This window comes from Pseudomonas wadenswilerensis (genome assembly GCF_024749185.1).
GTDB lineage: Bacteria > Pseudomonadota > Gammaproteobacteria > Pseudomonadales > Pseudomonadaceae > Aquipseudomonas > Aquipseudomonas wadenswilerensis.
Genome location: NZ_CP087191.1, coordinates 3,609,571 through 3,624,552, shown reverse-complemented (window position 1 = coordinate 3,624,552; position 14,982 = coordinate 3,609,571). Strand labels below are relative to the sequence as shown.

At 59.4% G+C, this 14,982-nt stretch carries 15 protein-coding genes; 5 read left to right on the top strand and 10 right to left on the bottom strand.

The features are described 5' to 3' along the window. Nucleotides 1-44: 44 nt before the first annotated feature. Complete coding sequence (locus LOY45_RS16610; RefSeq protein WP_233673817.1) at nucleotides 45-1,397, top strand: MFS transporter; 1,353 nt, start codon at nucleotides 45-47, stop codon at nucleotides 1,395-1,397. A 99-nt stretch (nucleotides 1,398-1,496) separates the two neighbouring features. On the opposite strand, the gene LOY45_RS16605 is transcribed toward LOY45_RS16610, so the two are convergent. From LOY45_RS16605 to LOY45_RS16575, 7 genes are all read right to left on the bottom strand, one after another. Continuing rightward, nucleotides 1,497-2,849, bottom strand: a complete 1,353-nt coding sequence (locus LOY45_RS16605) for a glutamine synthetase family protein (RefSeq protein ID WP_115087557.1) — start codon at nucleotides 2,847-2,849, stop codon at nucleotides 1,497-1,499. Nucleotides 2,850-2,872: 23 nt separating this feature from the next. After that, nucleotides 2,873-3,430, bottom strand: coding sequence for a helix-turn-helix domain-containing protein (locus LOY45_RS16600; RefSeq protein WP_115087558.1), 558 nt, complete (start codon nucleotides 3,428-3,430; stop codon nucleotides 2,873-2,875). 12 nt (nucleotides 3,431-3,442) lie between these two features. Next, the gene (locus LOY45_RS16595) at nucleotides 3,443-4,732 is read right to left on the bottom strand and encodes an NAD(P)/FAD-dependent oxidoreductase (RefSeq protein ID WP_115087559.1); all 1,290 of its coding nucleotides are present in this window, start codon (nucleotides 4,730-4,732) and stop codon (nucleotides 3,443-3,445) included. A gap of 99 nt (nucleotides 4,733-4,831) precedes the next feature. Continuing rightward, entirely contained in the window at nucleotides 4,832-5,125 is a 294-nt protein-coding gene (locus LOY45_RS16590) for a helix-turn-helix domain-containing protein (protein ID WP_258578039.1), read from the bottom strand. Nucleotides 5,126-5,238: 113 nt separating this feature from the next. Continuing rightward, entirely contained in the window at nucleotides 5,239-5,922 is a 684-nt protein-coding gene (locus LOY45_RS16585; protein ID WP_115087561.1) for a S24 family peptidase, read from the bottom strand. Between the two features lie 51 nt (nucleotides 5,923-5,973). Then, on the bottom strand, nucleotides 5,974-6,441 hold the full coding sequence (locus LOY45_RS16580; protein ID WP_166675695.1) for a multidrug/biocide efflux PACE transporter: 468 nt from the start codon (nucleotides 6,439-6,441) through the stop codon (nucleotides 5,974-5,976). A gap of 103 nt (nucleotides 6,442-6,544) precedes the next feature. Next, on the bottom strand, nucleotides 6,545-6,973 hold the full coding sequence (locus LOY45_RS16575; RefSeq protein WP_115087562.1) for a MarR family winged helix-turn-helix transcriptional regulator: 429 nt from the start codon (nucleotides 6,971-6,973) through the stop codon (nucleotides 6,545-6,547). A 251-nt stretch (nucleotides 6,974-7,224) separates the two neighbouring features. Here LOY45_RS16575 and LOY45_RS16570 point away from each other — a divergent pair, with 251 nt between their 5' ends. Continuing rightward, a complete protein-coding gene (locus LOY45_RS16570) occupies nucleotides 7,225-7,683 on the top strand; it encodes a hypothetical protein (protein ID WP_233673743.1) in 459 nt (152 codons plus the stop codon). A 106-nt stretch (nucleotides 7,684-7,789) separates the two neighbouring features. Then, the gene (locus LOY45_RS16565; protein ID WP_258578038.1) at nucleotides 7,790-8,413 is read left to right on the top strand and encodes a hypothetical protein; all 624 of its coding nucleotides are present in this window, start codon (nucleotides 7,790-7,792) and stop codon (nucleotides 8,411-8,413) included. Here the strand turns inward: LOY45_RS16565 and LOY45_RS16560 are convergent. Beyond that, nucleotides 8,337-8,951, bottom strand: a complete 615-nt coding sequence (locus LOY45_RS16560) for a DJ-1/PfpI family protein (protein ID WP_258578037.1) — start codon at nucleotides 8,949-8,951, stop codon at nucleotides 8,337-8,339. The genes LOY45_RS16565 and LOY45_RS16560 overlap by 77 nt on opposite strands. A gap of 251 nt (nucleotides 8,952-9,202) precedes the next feature. Here LOY45_RS16560 and LOY45_RS16555 point away from each other — a divergent pair, with 251 nt between their 5' ends. Next, entirely contained in the window at nucleotides 9,203-10,066 is an 864-nt protein-coding gene (locus tag LOY45_RS16555; protein ID WP_258578036.1) for an OST-HTH/LOTUS domain-containing protein, read from the top strand. Nucleotides 10,067-10,294: 228 nt separating this feature from the next. Here the strand turns inward: LOY45_RS16555 and LOY45_RS16550 are convergent, their stop codons facing one another. Further along, nucleotides 10,295-11,683 carry a flavin monoamine oxidase family protein gene (locus tag LOY45_RS16550; RefSeq protein ID WP_258578035.1) on the bottom strand — a complete coding sequence of 463 codons (1,389 nt, stop codon included), beginning with the start codon at nucleotides 11,681-11,683 and terminating at the stop codon, nucleotides 10,295-10,297. A gap of 859 nt (nucleotides 11,684-12,542) precedes the next feature. Between LOY45_RS16550 and LOY45_RS16545 the strand changes: the two genes are divergently transcribed. Next, nucleotides 12,543-13,022, top strand: coding sequence for a GNAT family N-acetyltransferase (locus LOY45_RS16545; protein ID WP_258578034.1), 480 nt, complete (start codon nucleotides 12,543-12,545; stop codon nucleotides 13,020-13,022). Here the strand turns inward: LOY45_RS16545 and LOY45_RS16540 are convergent. Beyond that, nucleotides 13,013-14,872 (bottom strand): ABC transporter ATP-binding protein, encoded by a 1,860-nt coding sequence (locus LOY45_RS16540; RefSeq protein WP_258578033.1) that lies wholly within the window; start codon nucleotides 14,870-14,872, stop codon nucleotides 13,013-13,015. The two genes, LOY45_RS16545 and LOY45_RS16540, sit on opposite strands and share 10 nt — an antisense overlap. Nucleotides 14,873-14,982: the final 110 nt, after the last annotated feature.

Sequence of the window (14,982 nt, the reverse complement as noted above, 5' to 3'; positions counted from 1 at the left end):
CGCCATTGCTGAGCCACAGCACCCGGCACTCACGGCGGGTACCGATGATCATCGGCTGTGCGCTGCTGATGGAGCTGATCGATTCCACCGTGGTCATGACCGCCTTGCCGCAGATGGCCAGCGAGTTCGGCGCCCCGAGCGTGCGCATGAACCTGGTGGTGTCGCTGTACATGCTTGCGGCGGCACTGGCGGTGCCGGTCAGTGGCTGGGCGGCGGACCGCTATGGGCCACGGCGGCTGTTCGTCCTGGCCATCGTCCTGTTTACCCTGTCGTCACTGGCCTGCGCCCTGGCGGGCTCGTTGCTGCAGCTGTGCCTGGCGCGCCTGTGCCAGGGCGCAGCGGGGGCGATGATGGTGCCGGTGGGGTTGATGATCCTGCTGCGCTGGTCGCCGCGTGAGCACCTGCTGCGCAACATGTCCTACCTGACCATTCCGCCGCTGGTGGGGCCAATGCTCGGCCCACCCCTGGGTGGTTTGCTGGTGACCCTGCTGTCATGGCAATGGATCTTCCTGGTCAACTTGCCCATCGGCCTGCTTGGGGTTTACCTGGTGCTGCGCTATATCCCCGATTATCCCGGCGACAGTCAGCAACGCCTGGATGTGCGAGGCTTGCTGCTGGCCAGTGTGGCCTTGGCGTCACTGGTGTTCGGTTTTGAAGCCCTGGGCCACGGCTTGCTGGCGCGGCGTTGGGTGGTGCTGTTGCTGCTGCTCGGGGGGCTGGCAGCGCTGCTGTATGTGCGTCATGCCCGGCGCTGCGTTCAGCCGCTGCTGGACTTTGCACCCTTGCGCGTGCGCAGTTTTGCCCTGAGCTTCTGGGGCGGCAACCTGTTCCGCCTGGGGACGGCGGCGCAGCCGTTCTTGATGGTCTTGCTGTTTCAGCTGTGCTTTGGCCTGAGCCCCTTGCAGGCCGGCTTGCTGACCTTTACCGGTGGCGTTGGCGCCTTTGTGGTCAAGCTGCTGGCGGTGCGCATCGTGCGCCGCTTCGGCTTTCGCCGCACCTTGACTTTCAATGCGTTGTTGACCGGCTTGAGCCTGGGCGCCTGCGCCAGTTTCAACCTCGACACGCCGTACTGGCTGGTGGTGTTGATCCTGTTCGCCAGCGGCCTGATCCGCTCCTTGCAGTTCAGTGCCATGGGCGGCTTGACCTATGCCGATGTGCCGGCCGAGTTGCACAGCCGGGCCAGCAGCCTGTCGGCGGCGACGGTGCAGTTGACCATGAGCTTGTCGGTAGGGATGGCGGCTTCGCTGCTGAGTCTGTTGATGAGCGTGAAGGGCGCGCAGCAGGTGGGGGTGGCGGACATTGCCCTGGTGATTGGCGTGAGTGCGCTGGCATGCATGGCCTCGGCGCTGGTGTTCCGCACGCTGGCGCCGGATGCGGGAAGTGAGATCTACCGCTGATCTTGTCGCCCGGATTGCGATCGCGGGGCAAGCCCGCTCCCACAGGTCTTGCACCAATCCTGTGGGAGCGGGCTTGCCCCGCGATAGGGCCGGTACAGCCTAGAGAAACCAGCGATACTCCCGCGCACTCACCTCATGCATGAACGCCAGGTGGTCCTGCCGCTTGTTCTCGCAATAGACCATGACGAACTCACTGCCCAGCCGCTCATTGACCACCGGGTGATGACGCATGGCCGCCACCGCCGCGAGCATGTCCTTGGGAAAATCGATGCCGCTGCTGCGGTCGTCGTTGAGCGGTGCAATCGGCTCCTGGCCGGCCTCCAGGCCATGCTCCATGCCACTGAGAATCGCCGCCAGCACCAGGTATGGGTTGGCATCGGCGCCGGCCAGGCGGTGTTCGATGCGCAGGTTGCGCGGGTCCGATTCGGGGATGCGGATGCACGCGTCGCGGTCTTCAAAGCCCCAGCTGGCGCGGCTCGCCGCGTTGACCATGGCACCATAGCGACGCATGGCATTGTGGTTGGCAGCGAAGATCGGCATGCACTGCGGCAGCAGTTCCAGGCAACCGGCCACGGCATGGCGCAGCGGGCGCTGGGCATCGGCGGCCAGCAGGTTGTTGCCTTGCTGGTCGTAGAGGCTGACATGCACGTGCATGCCGCTGCCCGGCGCGTCCAGGTAGGGTTTGCTCATGAAACTGGCGCGCATGCCGTGCTTGAGCGCCACGCCACGCGTGCTGCGGCAGAACAGTGCGGCCCAGTCGGCGGCGCGCAGGCCGTCGTCGCAGTGGCCGAAGTTGATCTCGAACTGCCCGGGGCCCAGTTCTGCGGTGATCACGTTGGCGTCCACGCCTTGCTCGTTGGCGGCTTCGACCATCTCTCGCAGCACGTCGGAGTAACGCGACAGGCGTTCGATGTGCATGTTCGGCTGGTCGTCCGGATCACCGCTGAACGGGTCGCGGGGGAACTGCGGCAGGCCGTCTTTCAGCGTGCGGTCGAACAGGTAGAACTCCAGCTCGAAGGCCACCACCGGGCGAATGCCGCGACGCTCCAGGCGCTGCAGCACCCGGGCCAGCACTTCGCGGGGCTCGAACTCGATCGGTGCGGCGGTGCCGTCGGAGCTGATCAGCATTTGCCCCAGCGGCTGGTTCTCCCAGCGCACCGGCTTGAGGGTGCCGGGAATCAGCCGCCGTGGCGCATCGGGGTCACCGTCGTTGAAGCAGTAGTCGCCAATCGGGTGCAGGCCGCCCTGGACACCCAGCAAAACGCAGTTCTGCGGCAGTTTCAGGGCGCTGCCGGCAGCGACTTTTTCGAGCATGTCGATCGGGTAGCGCTTGCCATAAAAATGCCCGGGGATGTCCAGGCTGATCAGGTCGACATAACGCACCTGAGGATGCTCGGCGCGAAATGCGCGTACTTCACTAAGCAGATCAGGGCAGTCTTTTATTGTTGTCATCACGTGCGATCCTGCGCTTGGTTTCAACGGAATACCCAGAGCACCCGGGTAGTGTGTTCGGTCAGGTTGGCGTAGCGGAACTGGCTGTGCGGTGGCAGCTGGAAGCTGTCGTTGGCCTGCAGGGTGACCGGCATCTCAGCGTCATCGAGCCAGATGCTCAATTCGCCTTCGAGCACAAAACCACCTTGCTCGGAGCTGTCGTCCAGGTGCCCGTCACCGCTGCTGGCGCCCGGCGCCAGGTGGCTTTCGAGCATCGAAAAGCCACCGTTGAGCTTGGGCGAGACCAGCACGTCGGTAATCCCGGCGGCGTAGTACAGGGTGCGCCGCTCACCGGGGCGGGTGACCCAGTCCACTTCGCGCGGCTTGCTCAGGTTGTAGAAGTAGGTGGTGGGCACGCACAGGGTTTCGCTGATGGCGGTAAGGTCGGCCACGGTCGGGCGCGACAGGCCACGCTCGACCTGGGACAGGAAACCCACCGAGCGGTCGATGCGGTCGGCCAGCTCGCCGAGGGTCAGGTTGCGATGCTTGCGCAGGTCGCGGATGAGGATCGCCAGGCTTTCGATTTCTTCCTGCATGTCCATGGGTGGGCCCTCTCAAATAGTGTCGCGCAGGCGGTACCAGGCCTTGGCTGCCGCTTCCAGCGGGGCAGCGAGCAGGTCGCCGCCAGGGAAGCGGCCGTTGTCGATGGCCTGGTACAGGTCCAGCAAATGGTTGTCGCCCAGAATGGCGTCGCTGACCGCCCGGGCGCCGGCCAGGGTTGGCAGTACGCCATGGCCGGAGAAGCCCTGCAGCCAGTAGCGCTGGCCCTGGCGGCCGATGTCCGGGGTGCGGCGCAGGCTGCAGTCGATATGGCCGCCCCAGGCATAGTCGATCTGCACGCCTTGCAACTGCGGGAAGGCTCGTTCCAAGACCGGGCGGGTGGCAGCGGCAACGTCCTTGGGGATACCGCCCAGGTAGGTGCAACCGCCGCCGAACAGCAGGCGCTGGTCCGGGGTCAGGCGGAAGTAGTCGGGGACGAACTGGTTGTCGATCACGCAACTGTTCTGTGGCAGCAGCGAACGGGCCAGGGCCGGGTCCAGGGGCGCGGTGGCCACCTGATAGGAACCCACCGGCAGCAGGCGTTGTGACAGCGGGCGGTCGAGCTGGTCGATGTAGGCGTTGCAGGCCAGCACCAGCACATCACTGCGGATCTCGCCCTGGTCGGTACGGGCGACAAAGCCTGCCGGGGTATCGCGGTAGCTGAGCACCCGGCTCTGTTCGAAGATCCGCCCGCCGGCCGCTTCGATGGCGCTGGCCAGGCCCTGGGCCAGCTTCAGCGGGTTGAGGTGGGCACCTTCGGCGTCATACAGCGCAGCCTGGTAGCGCGGGCTGCCGATCCACTCGGGCAACTCGTCGCGCTCGATTACCCGTAGCGGGTCATAGCCCCATTTCATTTCGGCCTCGTGCCGGGCCGCATGGAGCATGGCCACGCGCCGGGGCAGGACTGCGGCCCATAAGCTGCCGCGCCGGTAGTCGACCTCAAAGCCGTGGCGTTCGGGCAGCTCGCGCATCTCACTGGCGGCCCAGCGCATGCTGTCCCACAGGCGCCGTGCGCGTTCCTGACCAAGGGATTTCTCCAGTGGCGCCATGTCGCACGACCAGCCCAGCAACGCCTGACCGCCGTTACGCCCGGACGCCGCCCAGGCCACCCGGCTGGCTTCCACCAAAATCACCCGCTTGCCGGCCAGAGCCAGGCGCAGGGCGGTGTGCAGGCCGCTGAAACCGGCGCCGATGATCAGCACCTCGGTATCCAGGCGTTCCTGCAGGGTAGGGCGCAGAGGGATAGGGGCGGGGTAGGTCTGGGCGTAATAGCTGGCGACATGCTGGGCGGATTGCTTGAACACGACGGACCTCATGAATTTTTATTGGTATTTTTTCATGAAAAACTACCAGATAAATTTCACAGGGCCAAGCGAAGCCCGGATGCAATCAGCCCGGCGGCTCTAGACCGCAGGTTTGTGGTGGTGCCGGGTGCTTTCGATCTCGTCGGCCAGGCGCGGGCTGTAGCTGCGCGTGGGGATGCCGGTGAGGCGCTCGAACATCAGCGCGAACTTCATGTCCAGCGCGCGCTTGCCGGTCATGTAGGCGTTGAGGGTGGTCACACTGACCCCGAGCTCCACGGCCATGCGCCGCTGGGAGACCCGGTCGGCCTGGCGTTGCCCGGCCTTGAGTGCGGCAAATGCCTTGCGCAGGGCCAGCAGCTCTTCTTCTTCCCACACCCACAGATTACCGCTCATGATTCGATCTCAGTCACACGGATTCGGTCGAGCAATCCGTTGCTGGAATCGCTACATCCTACTGCTGTTGTCTAGTGTTCATTAACCGACCAGAGCGGTCGGTTGTTTTGCCATCATACTCTTCGCGCGTTCCAAACTAGTAGCACGCGGCCATGAATGTGCAGTTTTTCCAGCGCCGCACCCTCGATCAGCACCGGCGGGTACAGCGGGTTGTCGGAAATCATCCGCAAGGTGCCATCGATCAGGCGCTGCAGGCGTTTGACGAACAGGTCGCCGTCGAGGCTGAAGACGTAGATGGCATCGCTGCGCACCTCGTTGATGCCGCGGTCGACCAGCAACGCGTCGCCGTCGTTGAACGTGCCGGCCATGCTGTCGCCATCGCCGCTGATGATCGCCAGGTTGTGCGCGCCGGAAAAGCTGATGCCCTGGCCGCGCAGCCAGTCCAGGTGCACGGTCAGCTCACGGATCACCTCGACATGGGCTGGCGGCGTGTTGCCGTTGCCCATGGAGCCGCGGATGTCGAAGTGGGCGATGCTGACGAACTCGCTGCTCAGCGCCGTGCCGCTGCTGGCAGGTACGCCAGCTTCGCCTTGCAGCACATCCATCCAGCCCGCGGGCAAGTGCTCGGCCTGCTCGATGCGCCGGGCGACTTCATCACCGAGGTTTTTTTCCGTGCGGGTCGAGAGAATCTGGCTCAGGTGCGCCGGGCTCATGCCCCAGCGCTCGGCACAACTGGCCTTGCGCTGGGTACCGATCAACTGCAGCAGATTGCTCTTGCGAATTGCGTAGATGTCCATGGGGTGCAGAATGCCACTATTTAGCTCGATGCTAAAGAGCCCGGCACAACTTTACCCGCGTGTTTGTTGTGCCTGTACCGCGCTGACCGGTGCGCTCATCAGGCGCTGACGCAGCAGGTCATAGCCCCAGTTGTAGGCCATGGTGTAGGGCAGCATGAAGGCGAAGAAGCCGATCTCCAGCAGGAACGCCTGCACCAGCGACACATCGAGCATCAGCGCGGCAATCGGCACGCCGATCAGCACGAAACCGGTTTCAAAGCCGCCGGCGTGCAGGGCGCGGACCTTGACCGTACGCGCTACCCGGCTGACGGGCCAGAGGCGGTCGAATGCCGCGTTGTAGAGCATGTTCCAGATCATCGCCACGGTCGACAGCATCACCGCCAGCGCGCCCATTTCCAGCATCGAGCGGTCGAGCAGCCAGGCGCCGATCGGCGCGCAGATCAGCACGGCGATGACTTCAAAGCCGACGGCGTGGACGATGCGTTCAGCGAAGGATTTTTGGGTGGCTTGCAGTTTCATGACTTCACCTGAAGGTGTGTTTCGGTGAGGTCATTTTCATCGCTTTTTTGCTTATGTGGAAAATAGGTTCCATCGAAAAAAGCGATGGTGTGGTGTTGCCAGGTTAGTCCCTTTGCTCGTCTTCAAGCTGACTGCGCAGCTGGTGCAGCACCTGGTAGGTCGTCTGGATGTCTTCGACCTTCAAACCCTGCGAAAGCTCGTTGATCCAAGGCGCTTGCAGCTTCATTGCAAGATTGAATGCTTGTTTTCCAGCGTCGGTAAGCACAACCAGCTGCGCCCTGCGATGGTGAGGGTTCGGCTGAAATTCCAGCATTCCATCCTTGACGAGATCGTTGACGATCCGCTGAACGTTCTGGCGGTTCGCGCCCATGTCGCGGGCAATCCATGAGACAGGCTGCGCTCGATCGGCATTGACGATCGTTCCAAGCAGCTGCCAACGGGCGCTCGTGAGACCTGTCTCGGCAACGAGGCGATCGCCTGCGGTGAGCATTCGCGCACTTGCTCGAAAGAGCTCAAGGACCAGATCGGTCATGGCGCGTCCAGCGGGGGTGTGGTTTGGCTTGTTCATGGCGCGAACTTTTCCACATTGACATGATGATGTCAATTTTGTAGGGTTGGATGCGTGGTGCCAGGTTGTCACCATGTTTACAAGTCTGGAAGTCTCCATGCTTTCTATTCACCCACTTGATCCAGTCGCACCCATCCGCAGGCAGCAGCTCCAGTGCAGCGAATCTCCGGCGGTACTGGTCAACCCGTGCCCAATTAACTGACGGTATTCGATACATGCTCAAACGACTCCACCTGACAGCCAGCATGCTGGCACTGCTGTGCATCGCTACTTTCTTTCTATCGACCCTTCTTGTCGAAATCCTGGGAACCCAGCGTTCGATAGCTCAGCTCAAGCACTTGATCGTGAGCCCCGGACTTTGGCTGCTGGTGCCGGTGATGGCACTGGCCGGGGCAAGCGGAATGCTGCTGAGTCGGGCTCGACCAGGGCGCCTGGTGAGCGCGAAGAAGAAACGCATGCCATTCATCTCCGCCAATGGCCTGTTGGTGCTTGTGCCCTGCGCAATTGCACTCAACTTATGGGCGTCGGCAGGAAGCTTCGACACGCGTTTCTACGTCGTACAGGTCATCGAGCTCGTCGCCGGGGCAACCAACCTTGCATTGATGGGGCTGAACGTGCGCGATGGCTTGCGCCTAAGCGGCCGCTTGCCGCGGGCTATGCCTCACGGCCAGTAAGCTCGGAGCTCCCACCTTTGGCGTCGTGGGGCATCATGCCGAGTTGGGAGAGCGCCGTAGACTGGATTACTCTGCGCGGTCAGTTTCCAGGTTTACAAGGACGTCCATGATTCCTGTCGATCCGCTGGCCATGGCGGTCGGCTACATGATCTTGATTTTCTCCGAGGTTTTCCTCTGGCTGCTGATTGCCTGCCTGGTGGCTTTCCTTATCATGGGGATGCGCGTGCGTCGTCTAGAACTGTGGCAAAGCCATGGCAACGCGACGGTCGAGACCGTGTCCACCCACGACCTTGAAGGCTGGAAATGTGAGGCAGGCAAGGTCGAGTTCAACTTTCCGTTCGGTGCCCATTTCAAGTTTTCCGAGTGGAGCCTGAAAGAATGCATGCTGGCGCCAGGCACCCGCTTGGGCGGCATCGTCTGGCCGGGGCCGGGGCCGGTGACGGTGTTTTCCACCGAGAGAGGATGGGAGGCGAGGTCCGAAGATACACCGGTCCACCTGCTGGGGATGGAACTGCGCTGGCTGCGCATGCGCGTGACCGGGCCTGACGGTGATGTGCTGATGTGGGATGGCTACTTGAACCGTGCCGTCGACTTCGGCTCTGTTCACTATCCACAAGGCACTCAGGTGCGCAGTGATCAAGGTAATTTGCGCTTCAGCCTGCCAGCGGACATGGAGGCCCTGGATCGGCGCACGGGCAAGGCTCATGTTCCGCTGCCAACATCGACCTGAACTGAGCAATGAGCTCCGAAGACAGCCCGGCACCTTCGAACACGGCGCAGGTGAAGCTAACGGGTGCAGGGCCTGGAGCAGTGATGATGCGGTCGGCAATCACCGCGACTGGACTGCTTCGATAAAGCGCGCGCCCGTCATAACCCGGGGCATTCTGTTGCAAGAAGTCAGCGCTGTTCGAGGTATGAGGAGCCGTGTCGAGAAGCCCGGCCCTCGCAAGTGCCAGCGTTCCGCCGCAGATGCCGGCAATTGTCGCTCCACTTGAGCGGCTGGCATGAAGAAAGTCTCGAATATCTGGTGCTTCTGCACGTTCCCAGGCCATTCCTCCAATGACCACAACAACGTCCGGTTTCCAGTCCAGGCATTGTTGCAAACTGCTATCGACCGTTACAGCCAACCCGCCCTGCGAGTGGAACTGCCCTGGAGTAGGAGCGAAAAACCTGACGTCGATCCCGTAAAACGGGGACGCAGTTCCAGCAATGAATGCATATTCCCAGTCTGCAAAACCTGGTGTCAGTATCAAACCCACGCGTGCCATCAGCCAGAATCCTCCATGAATGTTGCTAGCGTACGGTTACAACAAGCAGACATCAAGACGGATTCGGGTTGATTGCGGTGGGTCGTGAGCGGCCGCATTCGACCGATTCTGTTGAAAAAGTCCGAGTGGATTGACTCAACCTACACTGAGTTTGAAAAGTGTCCGATTTACGCGTTGCAAGCCCTTCTGGCAGGGCAAGCGTATTGCAGTGAATCGCTCCAGCCCTACCACTTATGCCTGAGTCGTTAATCATGGATGAAGTCACTACCATGCCCTCGGATGATGTACCTGCTATTCAACATATAGTGCAGCGCAAGCTCGGACGCTGTCTGTTGCGCTTGCAACAATACGAACGGCAGCTGAAAGCCATTGTCGCGCATGTCGAGCTGAGCGGTGCCGCGGATCGGCTGTCTATCATCCGTGAGCAAAAGATCGCATATGCCCAAAATAAGACGATGGGTACGTTGATGGGGATATTGACCGAAAGCTTTTTGACCCCGCCGCTCCCAAATGAAGAAGAGTCACAGATACAAGCCAATGTCGGTGACCAGATCGGGCTCAGGTATGGATGCCGGTTGGAAATGACAGCCGAGCACTATGAGGCAATGAAGGCCGATCTCAAGGAGCTGGTTGACCTGCGCAATAAACTGGTTCACCACTTCATTGAGCGTTTCGATCTCTGGTCTGAATCAGGTTGCCAGGCGGCGGATGGTTTTCTGGAGGAAAGCTACGAAACCATCAATCGGCATTGTCTGAATCTGCAATGTTGGGTCAAAACCCTGTTTGAGGCACGAGCTAAAATAGCGTCGTTTATACAGAGCCAATCATTGGAAGATGTGTTCGACGGTATCCGGGTGGATGGCTCAGTCGATTGGCCTGGCAGTGGGATATGCCGCTGTTTACGTGAAGCCGAAACCAAGCTTGCCGAAGGTGGCTGGACTCGACTGGAAGCAGCCATCCGCTGGATTGGCGGTACCTATCCAGAGCAGATGCCCAAGCGCTACGGTTGCAGTAGCTGGAGGCATGCCCTGCACGAGTCACGGCAGTTCGAAATACGAAAATCCCAAGCTGATAATAAACCTACTGCCGTCTGGTATCGCAGCAAGATAAGTTGAATGGTCTAGTGTGTAGCATCGACCGGTTGAATCCACAACCCAAAGCCGACGGTCGCTCAAGGCCGGAATTGGCCGATTGCTGCTCTCCGAGAAGGGCAGCTTTGGTTGGATACGATCATTGCGGCGCGGCCTTGTGTGAGGCGTGGGTAGGGATTTGAACTCCTTCAGCTTCTCGCACTGACCGGCCGAAGCCGGAAACGTGGGTATTCGATCATTGTATTGGGCTTGTCACGCACTGATCGAGATTTTCACGGGTCGACCACCGGTCAATCTTCGCGCTTCCCGAAGTCCAGAGACGTAAGCTCCATCAACATAGCCAAAGCGCTCCGTAGAGGTTGCTTCACCAGCAAAAAGTAAACGTCCTTCAGGTTGGCTGAGGTTGTGTATTTCCTGCAGGGAAATCGAGGGAGGGAGGTGTGTGTAAGCACCACGACTAAAAGGATCAGTCACCCAGTTAGTTCGATGCCATTCCACTGGTACTGTGGGGACACCGCCACACGCACTTGAAAGCGCCGACATCGCCATATCGAATGCGACATCATCATCCAGCTTAGCAAGCGCCAATGCTTGTGGACCAGATACGTGCGCAGCTAACGTGGGGCGACCGGAACTGGCAGACACATCGAGCCAATACGGAAAAACGGGATGGCCCTTGATCAATATCCCGCTAACGTCATTGTCCACAGTTCGCCAGAAAGCATTTTCAAACTGAAAGATTAGCTTTTCGAACGCACCAAAGCCTAGTCGCTCAATGGCAAAACGCTTCTGCGTTGATAGTGCTGGGGAAAACGTTATTGAGCCCGCCTTCAAAACCCCCAGCGGAACGCTGAGAAGAACGTGGGAGCCGTGTTCGATATGACCATTGGTACAGCGTACCGTAATTTCCGTCGGTGTTTGCACAATCTCGCTGACCACTGAATTACAGTGAATTTGGCCGCCTTTTGCCAATAGATTGAGCATCGCGCTATAGCCGTCAATGATACAGTCGTCTCCCCCCTGATAACCTGCATCGCCCGTATAGTTGATCACGGAAATATCACTTGCAGAGCATGCCAGATCAGCCTCAAAGCCCGTAGTTAGAACGAAATTAACCCATTCGCGTAGGTCTTTGTCGGGGATCTCCTGCAGTCTCGAATCAATCAGTTCAGCAATGGTTTGCGACGGTGCGTATAGAGATGCAGACTCTATCAGTTCTTCCTCAATGACATCTACTAGCGCCATTATCCGGTCGCGCTCAAACTTATCAAGCGCTCTGTCCATATGGCTAACTAGTTTTAGGTTAGAAAAAACCCCACTCAGTGGGAAAGCTTGGCGTGCTAGAGAAAGAAAGTCTGCCAGCTCGGATAAAGGATTGCCGATCGGCGCATGAATCCACCCACCACCGGCTTCTGCATGTGCACCCGCTAAAGACACAGTTTGAGTGCGCCCACCAATATTTGCCTGGCCCTCCAGGACAACTACTTCGATTCCATATGTTCTGAGGGCATTGGCTGCTGCAATACCCGAATACCCAGCTCCAATTACGATGACGCGCTTGACAGGATCTGAGACGGGCGTCACAAAAGGCTGTCCAGCTGGCTCAAATGAACCTTTGAGCAATTTATGAGGTGGCAGCATGGGTGCATCCTTTTGGTAAGGAGATTAGCGATAAGAAAGTATAAATTTTGCTGGTATTCTTGTAAATAATACAGCAACAAAGTACAACAAACGATAACAAATGTTTACAATGTTCTGCGTGTTCCAGATGTCTAGATTTTTGCAAAAATTAATCACGTGCACACAACATGATCAGCTTTGGCGTATTAGCTCCTGCCGGAGCTCCGGAGATGGCAGGCGAAGATTCTGGGGTTCTAAAAAGAGGAGGGTGGTACGATTTTAAGCTTGTCTCAATCACAGAGGGTGGTTGATGATTTTGCGCAAGAGCCGAATGCCCCAGCCTACCCTTTAAAGTTACAATGAATTTGCATGCTCTCTGTTTGGTTGTGGTGAATCGCGAAGCCGCACTGCTCTAGTGCTTCTTCGGTTTTCTAATAATGCTGAGGTGTTCCGCCGCTCTTATGTGTTGAAGGGGCAGCGATGTAAATACCCCTGGCGGTAAAAAACGCAGCGGTTGTCCAATCGAAATAGTTGAAATATCAACATGAGAACCATCCACGTCATGCCCGTTGGAGCCAAATATATTGTTCACTTCGCCTTTTCCGGCTGGGGTAGCATGGGCAAAATAACTTGATGCCCATCGTGGCGTCCAGTTGCCTGGCCGTTGGCTTCAATCACCGAAGTGGCTGCGCGTGCGAACACCGCTGTCTGTGGAGATAGGCAAGTGGTCTGGCTTATTTTCAAAAACTGGATGGGCAACCCAGACCATTGGCGCGATATAAATCAATCACCAAGTGAGCTGATACCACTTGGGGCGGCGCCGTACCGTGCGCTTTCGACAGGTTCACGTTGCCGTTTCTACAGTCATTAAGGATTGATCATGACAGCACTACAACAGGTTTTATCGGTTCGCCCAGTAGCGCAGAAGGACTTCGCCAAGTGGTGCGAGTTCTGGGCCAAGTACCAAGAGTTCTACAAGGTCGATGTGGGCATGCAGACCACCCAGTTAACCTGGGCCCGCTTCTTCGACAGCAGCGAGCCTGTGCACTGTGCGGTCGCCTCGATTGGGGAGCAGATCTACGGTTTCGTCCACTTCGTCTTTCACCGCTCCACCTGGGGCCGCAATGACTTCTGCTACCTGGAGGACTTGTACGTTTGCCCAAGCGTACGCGGCCAGATGATCGGCAAACAACTGATCGAATACGTGCAAGGGCAAGCCCGCGAGAAAAACTGCGACCGGCTTTACTGGCACACCCAGGAGACTAACCACACCGCGCAAAGGCTATATAACTGGATAGCCGAAAAGCCTGGTGTTATCGAGTACAGAATGCCGTTGGATGCCGTCCACGCTCACACTTGATCCATAACCTCGGTCACCCCCCGATCCTCACCCAGAAAACCGCCACTCTGGTGGTGCCACAGCTGCGCATAGATGCCGTTTTTGGCGAGCAGTTCTGCGTGGGTACCTTGTTCGATGATGCGGCCGTCATCCATGACAATAAGCCGGTCCATTGCCGCAATCGTCGACAGCCGATGGGCGATGGCAATCACGGTTTTGCCCTCCATCATCTCATCGAGGCTTTCCTGAATGGCCACTTCGACTTCGGAGTCCAGCGCGCTGGTAGCCTCGTCAAGGAGCAGGATCGGGGCGTTCTTGAGCATCACGCGGGCAATCGCGACGCGCTGGCGCTGGCCGCCGGAAAGCTTGATGCCACGCTCGCCCACCAGGGTGTCGTAGCCGCTATGGCCTTGCCGGTCGCTCAGTTGGCTGATGAACTCATCGGCCTGGGCACTGGCCGCGGCACTGCGGACCTGGGCGTCGCTCGCATCGGGTCGGCCGTAGGCGATGTTGTCGCGAATGGAGCGGTGCAGCAGTGAAGTATCCTGGGTGACCATGCCGATGGCGCTGCGCAGGCTGTCTTGCGTCACCTGTGCAATGTCTTGCCCGTCAATGCGAATCTGCCCGCTGTCGACATCATAAAAGCGCAGCAGCAAGTTGATGAGCGTGGATTTGCCCGCGCCGGAGCGGCCTACCAGGCCGATTTTTTCACCCGGGCGAATATTCAGGCTCAGGCCATCGAGCACCTGGCGTTCGCCATTGTAGTTGAAGCTCACATTGTCGAAGGTGACCGCGCCGCCGGAGGTCACCAGCACACCGGCATCCGGCGCATCCTTCACCTTGGGGCCGCGGGTGAGGGTGGCCATGCCATCCTGCACGGTGCCGATGCTCTCGAACAGCGAAGTCATTTGCCACATGATCCAGTGCGACATGCCATTGATACGCAACGCCATGGCGGTGATGGCCGCCACGGCACCGGCGCCGACCTCACCCTGGTGCCACAGCCACAGGGCATAACCGCCAGCTGCCATGATCAACGCCACCACCAGGGCCTGGTTGACGATCTCGAACTGGCTGACCAGGCGCATCTGGCGAAAGCCGGTTTGCTTGAAGTCCTCCATCGCTGCACGGGCGAAGTGCGCTTCACGATTGGAGTGGGAGAACAGCTTCACCGTGGTGATGTTGGTGTAGGCGTCCGAGATACGCCCGGTCATCATCGACCGCGCATTGGCCTGTTCCTGGCCGACTTTGCCCAGGCGGGGCACGAAGTACAGCATGGCCAGGCCGAACAACACGACCCAGGCAACGAAAGGCAGCATCAGTTTCAGCGCGAAACCGCCCGCCAGGGTGATAATCGCAATGAAATACACGCCTATCCCGGGGAGGATCTCGATCAGGGTGAACAGCAGATCGCGCACGGCCAGCGCCGTCTGCATGACCTTGGTGGTGACCCGGCCGGAAAACTCATCGGAAAAGAACGAAAGGCTTTGCCGTAGCATCAAGCGGTGGAAGTCCCAGCGCAGTCGCAACGGCAGGTTTATCGCCAATATCTGGTGCTGCACCATGGTCCGCAATGCCACCAGCCCGACGCTGGCCAGCATGACGATGCCCATGCCCCACAACACGCGGCTTTCCTGCGCCGCCGCATCACCACCTGCCTGCCAGGTCGAGAGCAGATCCACGACCTGACCGAGGAAAGCAAACAGCCAGGCTTCGTAGATCGACACGCCAGCACTCAACAGTGCAAACGCAAGAATATAGCCGCGCGCGCCCCGTGTGCAGGCCCACAGGAAGCGAGCCAGGCCCTCGGGCGGTGGGGGTACCTCGTCAGGAGGAAAGGGGTCGAGCCTTCGTTCAAACGCACGAAGCATGGTGGTCTCCACAACGATCAAATTCTGGAGATTCTGCCACCGAACGGTGGCTTTGAGGGATTTGCCATGGGGCGTTTTCTGCCTGGCGGACTTTCAAGCAACGCGCTGGC